The following is a 22,877-nucleotide window of genomic DNA, read 5'->3' on the forward strand; positions in this document are numbered from 1 at the left end:
TTACGGGCGCAGCAGCTTCTGCATATTCTGTTTATTGTCGCTTTCCGGCTGACGCTCGATCCATTTGTCTAACCGCGACTTCGCCTCGTTCTGCAGCCGGTCGCGCAATACCTCATCCACCGGCAATGAATATTGCAGATCGTTCCAGCTGCCGTACATCCGCAGCGGGATTGGTTGATCGGCGAGCGCGGCCACCAGCTCTTCATCGCCTTTCCAGCCGCTGATCTTCAGCCCCAGCGTCACGTCGAGCTGCTGCTGCACCATGTTCACTTTGCCCTCTCCCTGCAGCGCCAGATGCTGACCGTTGCCGCTCAGCTGGCTGAAGCTGAGTTCGCCGCGGTTCAGCGCCAGCTGGCCGCTGATCTGATCGATGCCCTGATCCGGCTGGTCGTCGCTGCTGACGCGATTACTGGCCCGCGCCACCGCGCGGCGCACCATCTGCTGCAGATTGAGCTGTGCCAGTTTGAGATGGCTGGCGCTGATCGCCGCCCTGCCCTGCCAGCTGCGCTTCGCCTCGGCCACGCTCAGCGTGTCACCCGCCAGGTTGCCGTTCAGGCTCACCGTTCCCTGCAGGCTTTCCGGCAGTTCAAAGGCTTTAAGCAGCGGCTGAATGTCAATCTGACTCAGCGCGGGCTGCAGGCTGATGTGGGTCACTGGCTGACGGATATCAATGCTGCCCGGAATCGAGAAACTCCCCTGCCCCAGACTGCCTTTCAGGGTGTTAAGCGTCATCAGGCCGCGTTGATTGGTGGCATCAATGGCCAGCCCGGTCAGTGGTAATCCGCGCCACAGCGCCTTATCGGCCTGCACTTTGAGCGCCAGGTCAAGGCTGTTAAGGGGTGAATCTGCGTTACTTGTCTCGCGCGGCTGCGCAATCACCGGCGAACGGGCTACCGTCGCCCGCTGTGCGCCCGGCGCGTCAGCCACCGACGTATCGGTCAGTAAATTGTCCAGATTCAGGTTACTGGCTTTGAGGTCGAGCGCCAGCCGCTGCGGCATTGCCAGGCGACCATCGGCCTGACCGGTCAGGGTGCTGTCGTTGGCGGTTAGCTGCAGATTGCGCAATGCGAACTGCTGGTTATCGGCGTTCCAGTCAGCCTGGACACTCAGCGTGCCTTTGATCCCCTGCGCCGGCATATCCGCACCGGAGAGGGTGTAATCGAGCTGCTCTATCTGACCGCTGAGGCGGTGCGGATACTGCGCCGCATCCAGCTGGCCTTTCAGGTTAACGGTGGCGTTGCGCTGATTGCGCGTCAGGCTGGAACTCAGGGACAGCGTGGCTTGCTTACGCGCATCCTGTTCCAGATTGAGATTGAAATCGCGGAAGTTATATTCGTCGCCGCCCGGCTGTTGCCAGATCAGCAAACTGTCGGCTACCCGCAGCTGGGCGATATCAAAAGACCAGCCGGTGGACGGCGCAGAAGGCTCGGCGTTACGCGGTCCCTGCGGGGCGTTTTTCGCCGGTTGCGCGGCGCTGTCGGGCGTAACCCGCACCACCGCATTTTTCAGCATCACCTGGGTCACGCTCAGCTGATGTGACAGCAGTGGCCAGAGATCGACATCCAGTCGCATATTGTCCGCCGTCACCAGCGGCTGGCTGGCACCGGGCGCGGTCAGGCTCATGCGGCCGGCCAGAATGCTGAGCTGCGGCCAGACGTGCCAGCGCAGATCGCCGCTGACCTGAAGCTGATAACCACTGCGTTGTTCAACCTGTTGCACCATGTAGGCACGAAAGTCGTTGGGATTTACCAGCAGCACCAGTGCGGTCATTCCCGCTACGACCACCACTAACAGGATGGCCAGCGTGGTTATCACTCTCTTCATTACATCCTCAGTAAATCAGTCTTTGTCGATACGGCTCGCGTCAGCGCCCTGCTGACCACGGTATTTTGCATCTTCACGTCGGTTATAGGGACGCGCCGCCGGCCCGGAAAGCGGTTCGAAGCTCAGCGCACCGATTAACATGCCAGGACGCAGCGCCAGCGGCAGTTTACCTGAGTTATAGAACTCCAGCACGATGCGCCCCTGCCAGCCGGGATCGATACGGTGCGCGGTGACATGCACCATCAGACCGAGTCGCGCCAGCGAAGAGCGTCCATCCAGCCAGCCAACCAGATCGTCCGGCAGCGTGACCGACTCCAGCGTGACCGCCAGCGCCAGTTCACCGGGATGCAGGAAAAAGGCTTCGCCGTCCGGCAGCACGATTTCATCGCTCATGACCCGGTCCAGCGCCGCGCTCACTTCATGTTTCGGACCACTGAGATCGATATAAGCCGCAGTGTGGCCGCTGAACGTACGGAACTGATTGCCCAGCCGCACATCGACCGTGGCACCATTAATCCGCTCGACGGGCGGGCGTGGCTCAATGGCCAGCTTGCCATTATCCAGCCAGGCTTCAATATCGCGGTCGCATAATCTCATTGCGCTAACTCCATGACGTAAGTGTAGCGAACAGGCGCCATACTGCGTGCCGCCTGTGCGCATCACATCCAGACAGACGTGAATTATTCAAAAAACTGATTGATTTTGGCTTTAAGAATATCAATAGCAATGCGGTTTTTCCCGCCGCGCGGCACAATGATATCGGCGTACTGTTTTGATGGCTCGATGAACTGCAGGAACATCGGACGCACGGTTTTCTGGTACTGGCTCATCACCGAATCCATCGAACGGCCACGCTCATTCACGTCACGCTTCATGCGGCGCATCAGGCAGATGTCGAGCGGGGTATCAACGAAAATCGAGAAATTCAGTTCCTGACGCAGACGCGCATCGGTTAACAGCAGAATGCCTTCAAGGATAATCACCTTTTTCGGCTTCAGGTGCAGGGTTTCTGCGGTGCGGGTATGTTCAACGTAACTGTAGACCGGTAACTCAATATCCTGGCCGGCTTTAACCGCCTGCAAATGCTGTAACAGCAAATCATGATCCATCGCGCTTGGATGGTCATAATTGGTTTTAACCCTCTCTTCCATGGTGAGGTGACTTTGATCTTTGTAATAAGCATCTTCCGGGATAACCCCGATATGCTCGTCACCTACCTGATCACGGATTTCACGATAGAGCGTGCTGGCAATTAAACTTTTACCGGATGCGGAAGCGCCGGCAATGCCTACAATCACGCACTGATGAGACTTGTCAGTCATACTTTTTTAAGACCTGATAACTGGAGCCTGCCACTGGTCACGCATTACGCGTCCAGATGACGGGCCGAAATGGAGAGGGTGTGTTCGCGCTAAGTATAGGGATTTCGGCGTTTTGATGCCAGAGAAATGGCGCGGGTGACTTTTCAGACTTTCTCCTTTGGACGTCACTCATTTCACCGATAAACTAAGCACACACTGTAATATAAATAAAACCGCCTGTGCGGCGCGCTCAACGCGTGTCTGCCGGGTACGATCGATCCCATCAGGAGTTGTATGCTCTGGAAGACTTTGACCTATTTTGGCGACAGCATGCTGTTGATTCCGACAGCGGTGCTTATTGCGCTGATTTTGCCGTGGAAGAGTGATAACCACCGGACGGTGCTCTATTGGGTGGTCGCCTTTGGCCTCGCCGGACTGCTGGTCAGCCTGTCAAAAATTTTGTTCCTCGGCTTTGGTATTGGCAGCGCACGCTTTAATTTTACCGGCTTCAGCGGCCATAGCGCGATGTCCGCCACCCTGTGGCCGGTGATGCTGTGGCTGATTTCGGGCCGCTGGTCCGCCCTGTGGCGCGGCGCTGCCATTGCCGTCGGCTATATGATCCCGCTGATGGTGGGCTTCTCGCGCCTGGTGATCCACGCCCATTCCAAAAGCGAAGTGGCGACCGGCCTGCTGCTCGGCTTCACCCTGAGCACCGTCTTCCTGATTTCGCAGCGTCGTACCGCCCTCAAAGGGTTCAGCTGGCCGCAGGTTGGCGCCGCGCTGTTAGTGCCATTTGTCCTGTTAAGTCATGGCCGGGTAGCCACCACCCAGCAGTTCCTCGAACGTTTTTCCGCCAGCCTGGCCGGCCTGGAAAAGCCTTACACCCGCGCTGACCTTTTCCGCCAGTAATCAAAGGCTAACTTTCTCTGCCCGTCAATTCGCCGAATAACGGGCAACTTTGATTTCCCCCCTTTTTTCTTGACTGAATGTGCTAGCATGCTGAAAGAGAATGACTGGTGCATATTTCGCCGTTGCGGAACCCCTGCACCCTGCCGGACGTCTGCATGACCATAGAGATCCCCTACCTGCACAATCGACCGAACAAGCGCTGGATCTCTGCGCTTTTACTCGGCTGCTCGATGTTTGTCCTGACGCTGTTCTGCCTTGAACTGATCGTGGTCAGCGGTAAAATTTCGCCCCTATGGTTTCCGACTGCCGCCATGACGGTGGTGGTTTTCCGCTGCCCGTCACGCCAGCTCCCGCTCTACCTGGCGGCCTGCGTGCTCGGCACCGCCTGCGCCAATGCAATCATCATCGGTCCGGCTCTCTCCAACATCAAATTTGCCCTGCTGAACCTGCTGCAGGCGGGTCTGGGCGGAATACTGCTGCGGGCGTTACTCGATCGCCGTGCGCCACTCAGTTCACTGCATGACTGGGCGCGACTGGTGCTGTCAGTGGGGATCGTTACGCCGGTGATCGGCGGGCTGATGGCGCTGTGGGTGCTGCAGGTCAGTGGTCACGCCTCGTTTCCCTTCTTTTATACTTGGGTGATCTCCGAGATTATCGGCATGCTGGTGCTGGGTCCGATGCTGCTGTTGCTGCCGTGGCCGGTGCGCCGTACCCAGCTGCGCGAACTGCGTCTGACTGAATTCTTCCTGACGCTGGCGGTGACGCTGGTGGCCAGCTATCTGGCCCTGCGCTATCTGCCGTGGCCGTTCACCTTTATTGTGGTGATTCTTTTCTGGTGCGCCGTCCGCCTGCCCAAGCTGCAGGCGTTTGTGCTGTTTTTCCTGAACGCCAGCTTTATGTCGATGCTGCTGGCCTTGGGCCTGGTCAGCGTGGTGAACAATAACAGTGCGCTGGGACCGGTCTCCAGCTGGCTGCCGTTCCTGCTGGTGCTGATCCCCAGCCACATCATGTCGCTGGTGATGGATGCGTTTCGCCGTGAGAAGAATCACATCAGCGAGAGCGAAACCCGCTTTCGTCACGCGATGGAATATTCGGCGATTGGCATGGCGCTGGTCTCCCCTCAGGGCGGCTGGCTGCAGGTGAACCATTCGCTCTGCCAGACGCTGGGCTATCCGGAAGAGGAACTGCGGCGGCTGACCTTTCAGCAGATTACCCATCCTGACGACCTCAGCAACGATTTGCAGCAGCTCAGTAAGCTGCTCAGCGGTGAGATCTACACCTACACGCTGGAAAAACGTTATTTCCGCAAAGATGGCGAGATTGTCTGGACCCGGCTGACGGTGTCGCTGGTGCGCGATCCCGCCCATCTGCCGCTCTACCTGATTGCCCAGATCGTCGATATCTCCGAGCTGAAACAGAGCGAGCAGGTCAACCGCCGGCTGATGGAGCGCATCACGCTGGCCAATGAGGCGGGCGGCATTGGCGTATGGGAATGGAACCTGCTGACCGGCGAAATGCTCTGGGACAAGCGGATGTATGCGCTGTTTGGCCTGGCACCGCACGAGTCACCCAGCTACGATTTGTGGATCCACCTGCTGCATGCTGGCGATCGGGAACATGCGGCGCTGACGGTGCAGCAGGCGATTGAACTGCGCAGCGCCTTCCATATGGAATACCGGATTGTTAACGACGACGGCCAGCGCTGGGTGCGTACTCAGGCCAACCGCATCCTGAGTAAAGAGGGACGGATTGAGCGGATGCTGGGGATTTGCCAGGACATCACGCCATTACGCAACCTGAACGAGGCGCTGTTCCAGGAGAAAGAGCGGATGGCAATCACCCTCGACTCAATCGGTGAGGCGGTGATCAGCACCGATGAAGCGATGCGCGTCGCCTTTATGAATCCGGTGGCCGAAAAGATGAGTGGCTGGTCGCAGCAGCAGGCGGCTGGCAAACCCCTCAGCGAGCTGCTGCACATCACGCAGGGCCGCAACGGACCAGAGATAGACATTCTGCTGCTGTGTCAGCTACCGCGTGAGAAAATCACCCCGGATCTGGATCAGGATCTGGTGCTGCATACCCCGGATGACGGGCATATCGACATCCATTACAGCATTACCCCGCTGCGCTCTGAGGCCGGACTGGAGCAGGGTGCGGTCATGGTCATTCAGGATGTCAGCGAATCGCGCCAACTGATGAAGCGCCTGAGCTACAGCGCGCTACACGATACCCTGACCCGCCTGCCGAACCGCGCCAGCTTCGATCATCAGCTAAAACGGCTGCTGTATGATGCAGCAGAACATCAGCATCACCACGTGCTGGTGTTTATCGATCTCGATAAATTTAAAGCGGTCAACGATAGCGCCGGTCATGCGGCGGGCGATGCGCTGCTGCGGGAACTGTCAGACCTGATGCTGCATCATCTGCGCAGCAGTGATTTCCTGGCACGGCTGGGCGGCGATGAGTTTGCGTTGCTGATGCCCGACTGCCAGGTTGAGCAGGCGTGCGAAGTGATTCAGCGCATTGTCACCACGGTCAATGATTACCGCTTCCAGTGGCTGGGCCGCCTCTATCAGGTCGGGGCCAGCGTCGGCGTCACCCAGATTTCGCCGGACAACTGCCAGAGCAGCGATGTGCTGTCTCAGGCCGATATTGCCTGTTATAACGCCAAACGCAGCGGACGTGGCCGCTATGTGGTTTATGAGCAGCACCGGTTGCCGCTGGCGGGCAATCATCAGGGCCTCGACGCCGCGATGATCGATTCGCTGCAGATAGAGCTGCCGGCCTGGGCTGTCGCCCCGCCGAATACGCCACAGTCAGCCTTTCTCTGGCTGCTGGAAGTGCAGCTGTTAACCCCGGATGGCCTGCTGATTGATGAAACGCTGCTGCGTAATAATCTGCCGGATGAAGGACTGCGGCGTCAGCTGGATAATAAAATCCTTGAGGCCTTCTTCCAGCACGATGTGCAGGGGCTGAATGAAAAAGGCATTGCGGTGGTTCTGCCGCTTAGCGCCCAGGCGTTGCTCGATGCCGATTTTGTCCAGCAACTGTGTCGCCGTTTTGTGGCGGCCGGCCTGAGTGACAGCCGCTGTGGCTTCGCCTTCCCGGCTGCCAGCGTGTTAACTCAGGGCGATCGGCTGCACAGCGCACTGCTGCAGCTGCGTCAGAGTGGCTGCCGCATCGTGCTGCAGCACTTTGGCCGTAACCTCGACGCCTTCAATCAGCTCAGCGATGAGTGGGTCGACTGTCTGGTGCTGGCACCTGAACTGGTCTCCAATGTGCATAACAACCTGATGGATGAGATGTTGCTGACTATCATCCAGGGCCAGGCGTCGCAGCGCAACATTGCCCTGCTGGCCGGTCCGGTTTCGGTTCCGGCGGTGCTGACTACCCTCGCCAGCCTGGATGTGGATGGCGTCTGGGGCAGCGCGGTCGCCGAACGTCAGCCGCTGAGCGTACTGGCCGAGGCGCGCTTTTTTGCCATCCGTTAAATCCACCGTTGAGCGCTTGCTACCCTGCTAAAGCTGCGCTAAAGTCGCCCCCTTTTTTCCGGCATGGGGGCAAAAATGTTCATAGGATTCGATTACGGCACGGCTAACTGTTCCATAGCCGTCAGTGAAAACGGCGCTCCACGTCTGTTAACGCTGGAAAACGGCCAGCGCCTGCTGCCGTCGATGATCTGTGCGCCTACCCGTGAGTCGGTCAGTGAATGGCTCTATCGTCATCATCAGGTGGCGACGCCCGACAGTGAAACCACCGCTCTGCTGCAGCGCGCCCTGCGTTTTAACCGCGAAGAAGATATCGACGTACAGCCCAACAGCGTGCAGTTTGGTCTGACCGCGCTGCAACAGTACATGGTCGATCCGGAAGATGTCTGGTTCGTAAAATCCCCCAAATCCTTTCTCGGTGCCAGCGGCCTGAAACCGCAGCAGATCGCCCTGTTTGAAGACCTGGTCTGCGCCATGATGCTGCACATTCGTCAGCAGGGCGAAAGCCAGCTTGATCAACCGATCGATCAGGCGGTGATTGGTCGTCCGATTAACTTCCAGGGCTTAGGCAGTGAAGAGGCCAACCAGCAGGCACAGGGTATTTTACTGCGTGCCGCGCAGCGGGCCGGCTTCCGCGACGTGGAGTTTCAGTTTGAGCCGGTAGCGGCCGGTCTGGATTTTGAAGCCACCCTCCAACAGGAGAGCCGGGTGCTGGTGGTTGATATCGGCGGCGGGACCACCGACTGTTCGATGTTACTGATGGGACCGACGTGGCGCGACAAAGCCGATCGCCGCGAAAGCCTGCTGGGCCACAGTGGCTGCCGCGTCGGCGGTAACGATCTCGACATTATGCTGGCGTTCAAAACGCTGATGCCGCTGCTCGGTCTCGGCGGTAATACCCAGAAAGGCATCGCCCTGCCCGCCCTGCCGTGGTGGAATGCGGTTGCGATCAACGATGTTCCGGCACAAAGCGAATTTTACAGCGCCGCCTGCGGTAAGTTACTGCGCGATTTAGTCCGTGACGCGGAACAGAGTGAGGTGGTCGCGCGCCTGCTGAAAGTGTGGCAGCAGAAGCTGGGTTATCGTCTGGTGCGGGCTGCCGAAGAGAGCAAAATCGCGCTGTCAGATCGCGCGGAACATGCGGCGTCGCTCGACTTTATTGCCGGATCGCTGCAGGCCGATCTCAGCGTCAACCTGCTGCAGGAGGCGATCAATCAGCCGCTGGAGAAAATCCTTGAGCAGGTCCAGCTGGCGCTGGCCACCAGCCAGATCAAACCTGACGTGGTCTACCTGACCGGCGGCAGTGCCCGCTCGCCGCTGCTGCGTGCGGCATTGCAACAGGCGCTGCCTGACACGCCGATTGCCGGCGGCGATGATTTCGCCTCGGTGACCGCAGGCTTAGCCCGCTGGGCAGAAGTGATGTTCCGCTAAGCGTGATCGCGCAGCAAAAAAACGGCGCCCAACGGCGCCGTTACTGTTTTGACTGCGGATCAGAACGCGATATTGGCGCTGATGCCGCCGATAAACGCATCTTTCACTTCGCTGACCGCGCCAGGTGCCACCACATACTGCAGATTCGGGCGCAGCGACATCCAGTTGGTCACTTTGGCGTTGTAATAGACCTCGTAGTTATACTCCGAGCCGTCCTGAATCGGCAGATAGGTCGGGCTGTCAAAACTGCTCTCGCCGTTGGCCTGATTCTGCTGACGCAGCGAGCGGGTGTAGTCGCTATTGACATGAATACGCGCCGCGCCTACGCCAATTTCATCATCTGGACGCGCATCAAACGGCCCTTTCCAGGTAAAGGCGATCGACTGATAGTTGTCGGTTTTTGAGGTTTTGTGATCGTTCATCACCGCCTGAACCCGCACGCCCAGACCGCGATTCACATCGCCATCCTGTGCCGTCAGCTGTTGCTGCAACAGCAGGTAGCCGCCATAGGCGTGATCCTGATCCTGATACGCGCCGTTGCGCCAGCTGCCATAGACATCGCCATTGGCTGAAGAGTAGTAATAGCCGATGCGGTAGTTACCCGGCAGCTTTTGCGCGCCCAGCGTCGGTTTCCAGCCTAGTTCGACCGGCACCAGATTGCCTTCAGAATTGCTGGTATCCAGACGGAAGCCGTCGCCGCGATCGTAGTTAGCCCGGTTCTGGTTATAGAATCCCACCTGGAAGAAAACTTCCGGGGTGATATTCAGTTTGATCCGGCCGCCCCACTGGGATACCGGCCAGTTAAACCAGCGGTCACCACGCCAGTTACCCGCCTGACCGCTGCCCAGCGCCAGGTTCTGGAACAGGTTGCCGTCGAAGTTATCAAAGTCCTCACCAACCGTCACCCGGCCAGCTTTCAGGTCGACCACATCGTTAAACAGCCCTTTGCGCAACCAGAACTGGGTCAGACGCCAGGTCTGGCCACGACCATACACTTCCTGCACTGAAGAGAGCATGCCGGTGCGCTTGTCCGCCACCTGTTCGGACAGGTTTTGTCCGTCACGGTTGGTGATAGTCATCTGGAATTCCGCATCCTGCCAGTCCAGCAGTTTTTCCAGATCGAAATTGGTGCCGAAGCTCCACTGATCGCTGTAACGCATGGTGGTGTTGGTATCGGCCCCGCCGCCTAAGTTGGCCGCGCTTTCCATGGTGTAATTTACGTCAAATTTAATGCCGTCGTTCTGCAACTGCGTTCGGTAACCACCCCAGTCACCAAACATCCACTCTGAATCGGCGCTCAGCGCGTCAGCGGCCATCGCATGACCGGTTAACATCGCCAGGATCAGGGTGCCGGTTGCCACACGGCGCAGCGGAAAACGCTGCTCTGCTTGTTTATTTTTCATCATGCTTATTCTTATGTGAGTTACGGGGAATGACCCGCAGAGAATAGTGCTGAGAAAAGTTCAATTTTTGTAAATACGTGCGCACGATTAGTCAACTAACCAGTTTATTCGCGCAAATGTGAGCTGGATCTCAGTGTGGTTACTCTTGCAGCAGCGGAGGCGAAGCGTGAATGGATGGGGGCGAAACGGGGCGCAGCGCACCAAGTGCCTCATATATAATCAATTAAATAATAAGATTATTTTGTTTTTAATGACCTCGTAATGACTACATTTTGATAAAAAGCCCCGATTATCTGGGGCTCCTTTACCTGCGGTTGTAGAATCAAATTCAATTGATCTTCACCGAAATCACTTCGCGAGAAAACGTCTTGTGGTACCAGCGCCCCAATGGCTGGCTGTGTCTGATTTAATGCTCCGTCAATCTCTATCCTAGACGTGAAACAGTATTCGCATAACATATTTGATGCTCATGATAACTGCGGCGCACGGCGATATTTAACTCAACACTGGTACGATTTTTTGCAACCGCACGATAGTGGGGTAGTAAAAACCCCTCTCAATCGACCACAATGCAACCGCATCAAGAGAGAGCTGTACCTCTTTACCCCCTTAGCGCGATGATTCACCCACCTCCCCCGTACACAAAACACCCGCGTTTTTGTGCAACTTTGCAGAGTATGACAGGCAGCGCCGCGTCAGGGCTTGGCTGGCAAAAGTACCATCAAAAAAACTGTGCAGAAACATTCAAAGGCATGCAACTGTTTATCTCTTTTATCTTTTAGGTTGTCTTTAAGGTTACAAGACGCAGCAGAAAGCAACATACCGCCCGACGCCCTTAACTAGACGATTCGCCACCAACATCTAATTCATATACTGGAAGTACATCAATAAGGACAGTGCCGAATGTCATAAAAAATTGTAACGCTTTTTCAATGGCATCCGAATCAGGCCATGTGATCGATGTTGAAGGATGAGCGATAGAATTTCTTGTTTCCATTAATGAGTTTAAGTATGCCTCGGACTGCCTACGAACTGAAGCGACATCATTTGATGACCAAAATAATTGAAATTTAGATTGCTGGGCTAATTTTTCCCAAAGATTTTTAACTCCAGCCCGTTTAAAAAGATCTGCTAATACATCCGGCCTCATATTTTCAGAAGTGATTGATAGACACTTATAATTTATTTCCACGGGAGTTTCATCATGCAAATTATTATTCATTATTTTAACAAAAGACTTGACACCATTTTCGGCATGACCATACCTTCTTGGGTTTGAAATAACTTCAGATGTATATTTTAACAACCCCTCTTTCATTTCCTTTGGAAGTTGAGAATATTTTTCGACTCTTTCGGTTAAAGTTTTACAGTATTCTTCAAAAGTTTCCCTGACAAAAGATTCAAAACGACCTGTAATAAATAACAGTAATGTTCCATTCAAGATCACTAAATTAGCATGATTGCTTCTAGATGTTGTATGAAGTTCGACAACCAATTCATCTAAAGTAGGGCTTGGAAGATTGTCAATTACTTCGGCATCACTAAAACCCTCTTCGATAATGGAATCACCCGTACCTTCACCCGACTTAATGACATTAGTTTCAGTTGATGGAGAAATTGAACCTTCAACATTAATCTCGACTTCTGTAGTTCGAACTTCCTGTCTTCCTTCATCAGTATGAGAAGGGTTGTTAATTAGACGCTGCAGTCCAGAAAACTCTTTAATTTGCGCAGTTAGCTTAAGTAAACGTGATACTTTCTCAAGGTCAGAATGAAAATCTGTTAAAGTCGTATACATTCCATCCCCCTCTAGCAAGTTAAAATATTTTTAGCTAACTCAACACGTTCTTTTATAGAGTCTGTAGTATTACCTTTACCGATTAATATGTTATATTCATCAGTATTAGGTTTTATGCCATTAAGGTTATCTCTTATTTTTTGGGGTGGCACTAATTGATTTGAGTCAACCAAGCTATATGCTACCATTAGCGCATCATATAAAGGCCGACTTAACTTACCTGTCGAGGGTATTATAAATAAATCGCCCCCAAAAATATTATGCAAACCATTTATACTTTCTAAAAAGTGATTCTCATAGATTTTGATCTGATTTTCATCGGCTGATTGGTATGCTTTTGCTGTTTTATCCAAAACCTTTCTTATTGATCCTAAGGTACCTTCTGTTATAAGCCTTCTTATTGCAAAAAACCTTAAAATAAGCTCACAATCTGCCATGCTTCTAAAAAGTGTATTTTTTAGGAGGTCAGGGGAAGGCTCTAAATCTTCATTTTTAGTTTTCTCTGGTATGCCCCATGCATCAGTAAAAATTTTATTCCGCGATAATTTAGATACTAGTTCGTTAAACCGCCCCGGATAAAGTGCATTCCTAAGTTCTTGAGGGTTAAGTTGTACACCACCAGTATTAAGGCGTTTAAAAAGTATTTTCCGAATATCAACTTCATCATCTGAATAAGCGTTTGTTTCAGCTAACAGTACAACTGCGTTTATTGTTCTTCTAGCAAGCCCTCTTTGAATAAGCAATGGCAGATCTTTATATCTGTTTCCATCTAATTCATTCCAAAACTCCAATCCTCTCAATGAAAACTCATTATTCATAAAACTTCTAAGAGTATCTATACGTTGCCTACCATCCATTATTTCATATTGATTATAATCATTTTCATATAAAAATATAGGAGGCACTGGAATATTCATCAAAAATGACTCAATCAACTGAGACCTTTTCTTTATATCCCAGCGATGCCTACGCTGATATTTAGGTGAGGCATTTATGTAATCTCCTTCCTCCAAAGATTGTTTTAAATGATGAAGGGTAAAATCCATTGATGTTCGTATAACTTTCAATTGGGAAATAGAGAATTTCTCCTCAATATTCATTACGGGAGATGGAGGGTTTTTTTCAGTTTCATCTCCTTCTTCATCAAACCATTCTTCGATTTCGTTATCATCAATATTTTTATTAGTCATAGCTGCCTCTTTCTATAAAAAGTATGTCGGCACATTTTGTCCCATATCCTATAAAAAAAGCAACAATTTATCAGAGGTAAAGTAATCACTTCATAACGGTTTCCAAGCGTTTAACCAAAATGGTACAACCGCAAATGGAATTAGGCTTTCTCACAAAAGACGCGATCCGTTGCATTCTTGCAGCTCTTAACGGTAACAGCCTGAAAGCAGTTAAACTTTGACTTGCTATCGGGGCCAGATGGAATGAAGCGGCGAGGCTTATACGCGACCACATCTACACCCCTCGAGTGTCCTACATCACAACCAAAAACGGGCGGCCCTGCACAGTTCCGATATCCAAAGAACTTTCCGAATTGATAAGAGAAGGTGAAAACCGGTTACTATTTCCCGTTATTTATTACTTTCTCGCGCACAAATTATTCAAACGAGAAGCGCCGAAAAGTCCGGCCGGTATGGCAACTCATCTTTTCCGACATACCTCCGCACAACATTTAACGGCGAGCGGCGGAAACATACTGGTTTTACAGCAGCTTCTTGGGCCTTCCAATATCTACCCGACAATGATTTATACCCACTTTACCCTGGAGCACCTAGCGGAAGCCATCACATTAAACCCGCTAGCCAACCTTGGCTAAATCTCTATCCAGCGCACCTAAGTGAAGTTCTAAAAAGGTGTGCCGTTTAGCTATCGTATTGTAAAGATAATCATTTTATTCTTACTGAAATAATCACGCACTGATCCACACTTTGACCATGCACGGTTGATTCAAAAGAGTTTAGATTGAGGTTGTTGGACGGGCAAATGATTATTAAAAAATATAAGTCACTGTTTTAAAATGCATATTAAAGGGGCGCAGCGGCCCCGTTCTGTTAGCGGCTGGCGTCGGCCAGCTGTTCAATCTGTTCCGGCGTCAGCGTCAGCCGGGTTGCCCCGACCAGATCGTCGAGCTGGGCCAGCGAGGTGGCACTGACAATCGGCGCGGTGATGCTGGGACGGGCAATCTGCCACGCCAGCGCCACCTGCGTCGGTGAAACCTGATGCGCTTCAGCGATTGCATCCAGCGCTGCCAGGATCTTCAGGCCGCGCGGGTTGAGGTATTTTTCCACCACACCCTGCCCGCGCTGACTTTTGCTGGCATCGGCCGGCTGGCGGTATTTACCACTCAGGAAACCGCTGGCCAGTGAGTAGTAGTTAATCACCCCTAACCCGTGGTGGCTGACCACCGGCTCCAGCTCTGATTCGTAGGGCTGGCGATCGTAGAGATTGTATTCTGGCTGCAGGGTTTCATATCGCGCCAGCCCTTCCGCTTCGCTGATTTCCAGTGCCTGCTGCAGGCGAGCCGCACTGTAGTTGGAGGCACCAATTGCCCGCACTTTGCCCTCTTTAATCAGGCCATCAAAGGCGCTCAGCGTCTCGGCCAGCGGCGTGTCCTGATCGTCACGGTGCGCCTGATAGAGATCGATATAATCGGTTTGCAGCCGACGCAGTGAGTCTTCCACCGCCTGGCGGATATACTGCGGTTTCAGTCCGGTTTTCTCCGGCGAAAGCTCCATCCCAACCTTGGTGGCCAGAACGATACTGTCGCGTTTGCCGCTTTTCTTCAGCCATTCGCCGATAATGGTTTCTGATTCACCGCCTTTATTTCCCGGTGCCCAGCGTGAATAAACATCGGCGGTATCAATAAACCACAGCCCTTTTTCCACCAGCGCGTCCAGCAGCGAAAACGAGCCAGGCCGATCCACGGTCCAGCCAAACACGTTGCCGCCAAACGTCAGTACCGGCACCGAAATGCCGCTGTCGCCTAACTGTCGGGTTTCATTCTGACTCATCATCTGCTCCTTAGTGGTGTATCGAAACGGTCTGTCACTGAGCATAGCAAAGCGAAACGGCTTCTTTATGACGATTGTGGTGTGATTAATGCCAGAAAAGGCATACTTACCCGGCCCTGACAGATATCCTTATTTCCTTCAACTTTTGCCCGTCAGAGGCGACTACAATCTGACGTTTGCAGGCTACCCGTTTGATGCCTGCGCCTGGGACTACATCACTGCTGGAGAGCAAGCAAAATAATGAGCACCCGACATCCTGTTATGAAAAAGAGCCTGATTGTGCTGGTGGTGATTGCCGCGGCCGTCGGCGGATATTACTGGTGGCAGCACGCTGCTGAGCCGCAGACCGACCAGCAGAGTGGCGCACGCACGCCGCGCGGCAAAGGCGGCGCTGACGGCGCCCGTCGTCCTCTCGCCCCGGTTCAGGCCGCCAGCGCCACCAGCCAGAGCGTCCCGCAGTACCTGAGCGGATTAGGCACCGTCACCGCCGCCAATACCGCGACGGTGCGCAGCCGGGTTAACGGCGATCTGGTGGCGATACACTTTACCGAAGGCCAGCAGGTTAAGGCCGGCGATTTGCTGGCAGAAGTCGATCCGCGTCCGTATCAGGTGGCGTTAACTCAGGCCGAGGGTCAGCTGGCAAAAGATCAGGCCACGCTGGCGAACGCCCGCCGCGACCTGGCGCGTTTCGAAAAGCTGGCGAAAAGTTCGCTGGTGTCACAGCAGGAGCTGGATACGCAGCGCTCGCTGGTCAGCGAAACCCTCGGCACCCTGAAAGCGGACCAGGGCAGCGTCGCCAGCGCCCAGCTTAATCTGACCTACAGCCGGATTACTGCGCCGATCGACGGCCGGGTCGGTCTGAAGCAGGTGGACGTCGGCAACTACGTTACCAGCGGCGACACCACCGGCATTGTGGTGATCACCCAGACCCAGCCGATTGACGTGGTGTTCACCCTCGCCGAAAACAACATCAGCCAGATTCTGAAGGCGCAGAAAAGCGGTGAGCCGCTGCCGGTCGAAGCCTGGGATCGCAGCAATCAGGCGCTGATTGCCAGCGGTAAACTGCTGAGCCTCGATAACCAGATTGATGTCACCACCGGCACCATTAAGATCAAAGCGCGCTTCGATAATCAGGACGGTGCGCTGTTCCCCAATCAGTTCGTTAACGTCCGGCTGAAGGTCAATACCCTGCAGGATGCGATTGTTATTCCGGCCGCCGCGCTGCAGATGGGCAATGAAGGCCACTTCGTCTGGGTGGTCAACAGCGATAATAAAGTCAGCAAGAAAAGCGTGATTGCCGGCCTGCAGGATAGCCAGAAAGTGGTGATCAGCGCCGGGCTGGAAGCGGGCGAACGGGTGGTGACCGATGGTCTGGATCGCCTGACCGAAGGCGCGAAAGTTGAGATTGTCGCGGCGCAAAGTACCGCACCGCGCAGTAGCCGTGCGGCGCTGCCGTCGAAGGGAGAGCGTGAGTAATGCAGGTAATGCCTCCCGATCACAGCGGTGGACCGTCGCGCCAGTTTATTCTGCGTCCGGTAGCCACCACGCTGTTGATGATTGCCATTCTGCTGGCAGGCGTGCTGGGCTATCGCTTCCTGCCGGTTTCGGCGCTGCCCGAAGTTGATTATCCGACCATTCAGGTGGTTACCCTCTATCCGGGTGCCAGTCCGGATGTGGTCACCTCATCCATTACCGCGCCGCTGGAGCGTCAGTTCGGCCAGATGTCGGGCCTGAAGCAGATGGCGTCGCAGAGTTCGGGCGGCGCATCGGTGGTGACGCTGCAGTTCCAGCTCAGCCTGCCGCTCGACGTGGCGGAACAGGAAGTGCAGGCGGCGATTAACTCCGCCACCAACCTGCTGCCCAACGATCTGCCCAATCCGCCGGTCTACAGCAAAGTGAACCCGGCCGATCCGCCGATCATGACGCTGGCCGTTACCACCCGCAGCATGCCGCTGACCCAGGTTCAGGACATGGTGGAAACCCGGGTGGCGCAGAAAATTTCTCAGGTCAGCGGCGTCGGGCTGGTGACCTTGTCCGGCGGTCAGCGTCCGGCGGTGCGGGTCAAAATGAATGCCCAGGCGCTGGCGGCGCTTGGCCTGACCAGCGAGACGGTGCGTACCGCCATCAGCGACGCCAACGTCAATTCGGCTAAAGGCAGCCTGGATGGGCCGACGCGCTCGATTACCCTGTCGGCCAACGACCAGATGAAATCGGCGGAAGATTACCGTCAGCTGATCATCAGCTACAACAACGGTGCGCCAGTGCGGTTGGGTGACGTCGCCACCATTGAGCAAGGCGCAGAGAACAGCTGGCTGGGTGCCTGGGCCAACCGCGACGCCGCGATTGTGCTCAACGTGCAGCGTCAGCCGGGTGCCAACATCATTGCTACCGCCGACAATATCCGCGCCATGCTGCCCGCGCTGACGGCGGCGTTGCCAAAATCGGTCGAGGTCAAACTGCTGACCGACCGCACCACCAATATCCGCGCCTCGGTCAGCGATACCCAGTATGAGCTGATACTGGCGATGGCGCTGGTGGTGATGATCATCTACCTGTTCCTGCGCAATGTGCCCGCCACGCTGATCCCGGCGGTTGCGGTGCCGCTGTCGCTGATCGGCACCTTTGCGGCGATGTATTTTCTCGGCTTTTCGATCAACAACCTGACCTTAATGGCGCTAACCATCGCCACCGGGTTTGTGGTCGATGACGCGATTGTGGTGATTGAGAACATCTCCCGCTACATCGAAAAAGGGGAAAAACCGTTAACCGCGGCGCTGAAAGGCGCAGGCGAAATCGGTTTTACCATCATCTCGCTGACCTTCTCACTGATTGCAGTGCTGATCCCGCTGCTGTTTATGGGCGATGTCATTGGCCGCCTGTTCCGCGAGTTTGCGGTGACGCTGGCGGTGGCGATTCTGATCTCGGCAGTGGTCTCGCTGACCCTGACGCCGATGATGTGCGCCCGGATGCTGAGCGCCGGGTCGCTGCGTAAGCAGAACCGTTTCTCACGCGCCAGCGAAGCGATGTTTGAGCGCATCATTGCCGTCTACGGTCGCGGGTTACGCCGGGTGCTTAATCATCGGTGGCTGACCTTATCGGTCGCGCTCGGTACCCTGGTGCTGACCGTCCTGCTGTGGATGATGATCCCGAAAGGCTTTTTCCCGCAGCAGGACAACAGCATTATTCAGGGCACGCTGCAGGCGCCGCAGTCCGTCTCATACGCCAGCATGGCCGAGCGTACCCGCGATGTGGCTTCAATCATCATGAAAGATCCAGCGGTGCAGAGCATGACCTCATTTGTCGGGGTGGACGGCACTAATGCCGCGCTGAACAGTGCCCGGCTGCAAATCAACCTCAAGCCGCTCGACCAGCGTGAAGATCGGATCCCGGTGATTCAGCAACGGCTGCAACAGCAGGTGAGCCAGATTCCGGGCGTGCAGCTGTGGCTGCAGGCGGTACAGGATCTCACCATTGATACCCAGGCGAGCCGCACGCCCTATCAGTTTACGCTGCAATCGGGTTCGCTGGCTTCACTCACCACCTGGGTGCCGGCGCTGCTGGCCGAGCTGAATACCCTACCGCAACTGCGGGATGTCAGCAGCGACTGGCAGGATCAGGGACTGGAAGCCTATATCAATGTCGATCGTGCCAGCGCCAGCCGGCTGGGTATCAGTATGGCGGACGTGGATAACGCGCTGTATAACGCCTTTGGTCAGCGCCTGATCTCTACCATTTATACCCAGGCTAATCAGTATCGTGTGGTGCTGGAGCAGGACAACCGCGCCATGCCGGGCCTGCAAAGCCTGGAGAGCATTCGTCTGGCCAGCAGCGACGGCGGCAATGTGCCGCTGAGCACCTTTGCCCGTATTGAACAGCGTCATACGCCGCTCAGTATCAACCATCTCGATCAGTTCCCGTCGGCGACCTTCTCGTTCAACGTGGCTGACGGCTATTCGCTGGAAGATGCGGTCAAAGCGGTATCGCAGGCAGAAGCGCAGCTCGGTATGCCCGCCGAAATGATGACCCAGTTCCAGGGCAGCACGCTGGCGTTTGAAGCGGCGCTGAGCAGCACCGTCTGGCTGATTGTGGCGGCGATTGTAGCGATGTATATCGTGCTCGGGGTGCTGTATGAGAGCTTTATCCATCCAATCACTATTTTGTCGACGCTGCCTACCGCGGGCGTCGGGGCGCTGCTGGCGCTGATGCTCAGCGGCAACGAGCTGGATATTGTGGCGATCATCGGCATCATTCTGCTGATCGGTATCGTGAAAAAGAACGCCATCATGATGATCGACTTCGCGCTGGCGGCTGAGCGTGAACAGGGGATGCAGCCTTACGATGCTATCTATCAGGCCTGCCTGTTGCGTTTCCGGCCGATTCTGATGACCACGCTGGCGGCGCTGCTCGGCGCGTTACCGTTGATGCTCAGCACCGGGGTCGGCGCGGAACTGCGTCACCCGCTGGGGATTGCGATGGTCGGCGGTCTGATTGTCAGTCAGGTGCTGACGCTGTTCACCACGCCGGTGATCTACCTGCTGTTTGATCAGCTGGCGCACGCCACCCGCCGTCGCCTCGGCCGCACGGAGGCCGCAGAGTGAAGTTTTTTGCCCTGTTTATTCATCGGCCGGTCGCCACAACCCTGCTGACGCTGGCAATTGCGCTGGCCGGCATCCTCGGTTTTCGCCTGCTGCCGGTGGCACCGCTGCCGCAGGTCGATTTTCCGGTGATCGTGATTTCGGCCTCGCTGCCGGGTGCCGCGCCGGAGATTATGGCGTCGTCGGTCGCCACGCCACTCGAGCGCTCGCTGGGCCGCATCGCCGGCGTCAGTGAAATGACCTCAACCAGTTCACTCGGCAGCACCCGCATCATTCTGGTGTTTGATTTTGATCGTGACATCAACGGAGCCGCGCGCGATGTTCAGGCCGCGATTAACGCGGCGCAAAGCCTGCTGCCTACCGGGATGCCGTCGCGCCCGACGTATCGCAAAGTGAACCCTTCAGATGCGCCGATTATGATCATGACGCTGACCTCGGACAGCTACAATCCGGGTCAGCTGTATGACTACGCCTCAACGCAGCTGGCGCAGAAACTGTCACAGATTGAGGGCGTCGGCGACGTCACCGTAGGCGGCAGCTCGCTGCCTGCGGTCCGCGTGGCACTGAATCCACAGGCGCTGTTTAATCAGGGCGTGTCGCTGGATGCGGTGCGCACCGCCATTTCCAACGCCAATCAGCGACGGCCGCAGGGCGCACTGGATGATTCGCAGCAGCGCTGGCAGTTGCGTACCAATGATGCGCTACAGACCGCCACTGAGTATCAGCCGCTGATAGTGCATTACAACAACGGCGCGGCGGTCAGGCTGTCGGACGTGGCGACAGTCGAAGACTCGGTTCAGGACGTGCGTAATGCCGGGATGTCACGCGGTAAACCGGCGGTGCTGCTGCTGATCCGCAAAACGCCTGAAGCTAACGTCATCGATACGGTGGACCGTATCCGCGCCGAAATGCCGCTGCTGCATGAGGTGATCCCGGCCGCCATCGACCTGCAGATCGCTCAGGATCGCTCACCCACCATTCGTGCCTCGCTGCATGAAGTGGAGCAATCGCTGGTGATCGCCGTGGCGCTGGTGATTCTGGTGGTGTTTGTTTTCCTGCGCTCGGGTCGCGCCACGCTGATCCCGGCGGTGGCGGTGCCGGTTTCACTGATTGGCACCTTCGCCGCGATGTACCTGTGCGGCTTTAGTCTCAACAACCTGTCGCTAATGGCGCTGACCATCGCCACCGGCTTTGTGGTCGATGATGCGATTGTGGTGCTGGAGAACATCGCCCGCCACGTCGAGGCGGGCATGAAGCCGTTGCCCGCAGCGCTGAAAGGGGTACGTGAAGTCGGCTTTACCGTACTGTCGATGAGTCTGTCACTGATCGCGGTCTTCCTGCCGCTGCTGATGATCGGCGGGCTGATTGGCCGCTTCTTCTCCGAGTTTGCCATCACCCTGTCGGTGGCGATTGTGATCTCGCTGTTTATCTCAGTAACCCTGACGCCGATGATGTGTGCATATCTGCTGAAACCGTCGGCACCCGGCAGCCAGCCCCGTCGGCATGGATCGGGCCGGCTGCTGCTGGCGATTCAGCAGGGCTATGGCCGCTCGCTCAATGTGGTGCTGAACCATGCCCGCTGGGTGCTGCTGCTGTTTTTCGCCACCATCGCCCTCACCGTCTGGCTGTTTATCAGCATCCCGAAAACCTTTATGCCGGAGCAGGACACCGGCCGGCTCTCCGGTTTTATCTCGGCCGACCAGAGCATTTCGTTCCAGGCGATGCGCAGTAAGCTGCAGGATTTTATGGAGATCGTCGGTGCCGATCCGGCGGTAGAGAGCGTGGTCGGCTTTACCGGTGGGATGCGCACCAACAGCGGCTCGATGTTTATCTCGCTGAAACCGCTGTCAGAGCGCAAAGAGAACGCGCAGGCGGTCATCGCCCGGCTGCGGGTTAAACTGGCAAAAGAGCCGGGTGCTAACCTCTACCTGAATGCGGTGCAGGATCTGCGGGTCGGCGGCCGTGAATCGAATGCCGGTTATCAGTACTCGCTGCTGTCGGACAATCTCGACGACCTGCGCAGCTGGGAGCCGAAAATCCGTCAGGCGTTCGCCGCCCTGCCGCAGCTGGCGGACGTCAACTCCGATCAGCAGGATAAAGGCAGCGAAATGGCCCTGACCTACGATCGTGAAAGTATGGCGCGACTCGGTATTAACGTCGCTGAAGCGAATGCCTTGCTGAATAACGCCTTTGGTCAGCGCCAGATCTCTACTATTTATCAACCGCTTAACCAGTACAAGGTGGTGATGGAGGTCGATCCACGCTATACCCAGGATATCAGCGCCCTGTCGCAGATGTTTGTTATCAACAGCGAAGGCAAAGCAATTCCACTGTCGTGGTTTGCGCACTGGCAGCCCGCCAACGCCCCGCTGTCGGTCAATCATGAAGGGCTTTCTGCCGCCTCGACCATCTCGTTTAACCTGCCGGAAGGCGTGTCGCTGTCGCAGGCATCCGAGGCAATTGAGCGCACCATGACCTCGCTCGGGGTGCCTTCCAGCGTACGCGGCAGTTTTGCCGGTACAGCGCAGGTATTCCAGCAGTCGCAGAGCAGCCAGCTGTGGCTGATGCTGGCGGCCATTGGCGCGGTCTATATCGTGCTGGGGATGCTGTATGAGAGCTATGTCCATCCGCTCACCATTCTGTCGACGCTGCCGTCGGCCGGGGTTGGCGCACTGCTGGCGCTGGAATTGTTCGATACGCCGTTCAGCCTGATTGCGCTGATCGGAATTCTGCTGCTGATCGGCATCGTGAAAAAGAACGCTATCATGATGGTAGATTTTGCCCTTGAGGCACAACGCAACGGCCAGCTCAGCGCGCGCGAGGCGATTTTTCAGGCCTGCCTGCTGCGCTTCCGGCCGATTCTGATGACCACGCTGGCGGCGCTGTTTGGCGCGCTGCCGCTGGTGCTGACCAGCGGTGACGGCGCGGAACTGCGACAGCCGCTCGGCATTACCATCGCCGGCGGTCTGGTGATGAGCCAGTTGCTGACGCTCTACACCACGCCGGTGGTCTACCTGATGATGGATAAACTACGGCGTAAAAAGCGTCCGCTGGCGCTGGCGCAACAGCAATAACGGGGTGTGCGACGCCGCAGCGTCGCGCGAGGTG

The 22,877-nt window shown here is 55.8% G+C and carries 14 protein-coding genes; 7 read left to right on the top strand and 7 right to left on the bottom strand.

Going from position 1 to position 22,877, the window contains the following annotated elements:
• The 3 genes from asmA to udk all read right to left on the bottom strand — a co-directional run bounded on the left by asmA (position 1) and on the right by udk (position 3,146).
• Positions 1–1,824 (bottom strand): outer membrane assembly protein AsmA, encoded by a 1,824-nt coding sequence (gene asmA / locus FHW04_RS17190; protein WP_089561737.1) that lies wholly within the window; start codon positions 1,822–1,824, stop codon positions 1–3.
• A gap of 15 nt (positions 1,825–1,839) precedes the next feature.
• Positions 1,840–2,421: a dCTP deaminase gene (gene dcd, locus FHW04_RS17195; protein WP_031375323.1), complete on the bottom strand. Its 582-nt coding sequence runs from the start codon at positions 2,419–2,421 to the stop codon at positions 1,840–1,842.
• Positions 2,422–2,504: 83 nt separating this feature from the next.
• On the bottom strand, positions 2,505–3,146 hold the full coding sequence (gene udk, locus FHW04_RS17200) for a uridine kinase (protein WP_031375322.1): 642 nt from the start codon (positions 3,144–3,146) through the stop codon (positions 2,505–2,507).
• A gap of 273 nt (positions 3,147–3,419) precedes the next feature.
• On the opposite strand from udk, the gene FHW04_RS17205 reads away from it, so the two are divergent.
• From FHW04_RS17205 to yegD, 3 genes are all read left to right on the top strand, one after another.
• Entirely contained in the window at positions 3,420–4,034 is a 615-nt protein-coding gene (locus FHW04_RS17205) for a phosphatase PAP2 family protein (protein ID WP_089561736.1), read from the top strand.
• Between the two features lie 155 nt (positions 4,035–4,189).
• Positions 4,190–7,525, top strand: a complete 3,336-nt coding sequence (locus FHW04_RS17210; protein WP_089561735.1) for a diguanylate cyclase — start codon at positions 4,190–4,192, stop codon at positions 7,523–7,525.
• A 75-nt stretch (positions 7,526–7,600) separates the two neighbouring features.
• Positions 7,601–8,953, top strand: a complete 1,353-nt coding sequence (yegD, locus tag FHW04_RS17215) for a molecular chaperone (RefSeq protein ID WP_031375319.1) — start codon at positions 7,601–7,603, stop codon at positions 8,951–8,953.
• 59 nt (positions 8,954–9,012) lie between these two features.
• Here the strand turns inward: yegD and FHW04_RS17220 are convergent, their stop codons facing one another.
• From FHW04_RS17220 to FHW04_RS17230, 3 genes are all read right to left on the bottom strand, one after another.
• Positions 9,013–10,356, bottom strand: coding sequence for a carbohydrate porin (locus FHW04_RS17220; RefSeq protein WP_031375318.1), 1,344 nt, complete (start codon positions 10,354–10,356; stop codon positions 9,013–9,015).
• Between the two features lie 835 nt (positions 10,357–11,191).
• Positions 11,192–12,154: an MAE_28990/MAE_18760 family HEPN-like nuclease gene (locus FHW04_RS17225; RefSeq protein ID WP_128088240.1), complete on the bottom strand. Its 963-nt coding sequence runs from the start codon at positions 12,152–12,154 to the stop codon at positions 11,192–11,194.
• An 11-nt stretch (positions 12,155–12,165) separates the two neighbouring features.
• Positions 12,166–13,344, bottom strand: a complete 1,179-nt coding sequence (locus FHW04_RS17230) for a DUF262 domain-containing protein (protein ID WP_089561734.1) — start codon at positions 13,342–13,344, stop codon at positions 12,166–12,168.
• 452 nt (positions 13,345–13,796) lie between these two features.
• Here FHW04_RS17230 and FHW04_RS17235 point away from each other — a divergent pair, with 452 nt between their 5' ends.
• On the top strand, positions 13,797–13,979 hold the full coding sequence (locus FHW04_RS17235; protein ID WP_371601028.1) for a tyrosine-type recombinase/integrase: 183 nt from the start codon (positions 13,797–13,799) through the stop codon (positions 13,977–13,979).
• A gap of 235 nt (positions 13,980–14,214) precedes the next feature.
• Here FHW04_RS17235 and FHW04_RS17240 read toward each other — a convergent pair whose 3' ends face one another.
• The gene (locus FHW04_RS17240; RefSeq protein ID WP_089561732.1) at positions 14,215–15,174 is read right to left on the bottom strand and encodes an aldo/keto reductase; all 960 of its coding nucleotides are present in this window, start codon (positions 15,172–15,174) and stop codon (positions 14,215–14,217) included.
• A gap of 240 nt (positions 15,175–15,414) precedes the next feature.
• Here FHW04_RS17240 and FHW04_RS17245 point away from each other — a divergent pair, with 240 nt between their 5' ends.
• Genes FHW04_RS17245 through mdtC form a run of 3 tightly spaced genes read left to right on the top strand, consistent with a single transcriptional unit; the run spans position 15,415 to position 22,843 of the window.
• On the top strand, positions 15,415–16,650 hold the full coding sequence (locus FHW04_RS17245) for an MdtA/MuxA family multidrug efflux RND transporter periplasmic adaptor subunit (protein ID WP_069728965.1): 1,236 nt from the start codon (positions 15,415–15,417) through the stop codon (positions 16,648–16,650).
• A complete protein-coding gene (locus FHW04_RS17250; protein WP_089561731.1) occupies positions 16,650–19,772 on the top strand; it encodes an MdtB/MuxB family multidrug efflux RND transporter permease subunit in 3,123 nt (1,040 codons plus the stop codon). Before FHW04_RS17245 ends, FHW04_RS17250 begins: the two co-directional genes overlap by 1 nt.
• Positions 19,769–22,843: a multidrug efflux RND transporter permease subunit MdtC gene (gene mdtC / locus FHW04_RS17255; RefSeq protein WP_094106146.1), complete on the top strand. Its 3,075-nt coding sequence runs from the start codon at positions 19,769–19,771 to the stop codon at positions 22,841–22,843. The genes FHW04_RS17250 and mdtC overlap by 4 nt, the downstream gene beginning before the upstream one ends.
• The last annotated feature ends 34 nt before the right edge of the window (positions 22,844–22,877 follow it).

This window comes from Pantoea sp. AN62 (assembly GCF_050432985.1).
Classification (GTDB): Bacteria; Pseudomonadota; Gammaproteobacteria; order Enterobacterales; family Enterobacteriaceae; genus Pantoea; species Pantoea brenneri.

Bases quoted from the DNA above. Each gene is read 5' to 3' on its own strand.
- FHW04_RS17225 (WP_128088240.1), bottom strand. From the start codon at position 12,154: ATGTATACGACTTTAACAGATTTTCATTCTGACCTTGAGAAAGTATCA.
- udk (WP_031375322.1), bottom strand. From the start codon at position 3,146: ATGACTGACAAGTCTCATCAGTGCGTGATTGTAGGCATTGCCGGCGCT.
- FHW04_RS17210 (WP_089561735.1), top strand. From the start codon at position 4,190: ATGACCATAGAGATCCCCTACCTGCACAATCGACCGAACAAGCGCTGG.
- asmA (WP_089561737.1), bottom strand. From the start codon at position 1,824: ATGAAGAGAGTGATAACCACGCTGGCCATCCTGTTAGTGGTGGTCGTA.
- FHW04_RS17250 (WP_089561731.1), top strand. From the start codon at position 16,650: ATGCAGGTAATGCCTCCCGATCACAGCGGTGGACCGTCGCGCCAGTTT.
- FHW04_RS17230 (WP_089561734.1), bottom strand. From the start codon at position 13,344: ATGACTAATAAAAATATTGATGATAACGAAATCGAAGAATGGTTTGAT.
- dcd (WP_031375323.1), bottom strand. From the start codon at position 2,421: ATGAGATTATGCGACCGCGATATTGAAGCCTGGCTGGATAATGGCAAG.
- FHW04_RS17220 (WP_031375318.1), bottom strand. From the start codon at position 10,356: ATGAAAAATAAACAAGCAGAGCAGCGTTTTCCGCTGCGCCGTGTGGCA.
- FHW04_RS17240 (WP_089561732.1), bottom strand. From the start codon at position 15,174: ATGAGTCAGAATGAAACCCGACAGTTAGGCGACAGCGGCATTTCGGTG.
- yegD (WP_031375319.1), top strand. From the start codon at position 7,601: ATGTTCATAGGATTCGATTACGGCACGGCTAACTGTTCCATAGCCGTC.
- FHW04_RS17235 (WP_371601028.1), top strand. From the start codon at position 13,797: ATGGCAACTCATCTTTTCCGACATACCTCCGCACAACATTTAACGGCG.
- FHW04_RS17245 (WP_069728965.1), top strand. From the start codon at position 15,415: ATGAGCACCCGACATCCTGTTATGAAAAAGAGCCTGATTGTGCTGGTG.
- FHW04_RS17205 (WP_089561736.1), top strand. From the start codon at position 3,420: ATGCTCTGGAAGACTTTGACCTATTTTGGCGACAGCATGCTGTTGATT.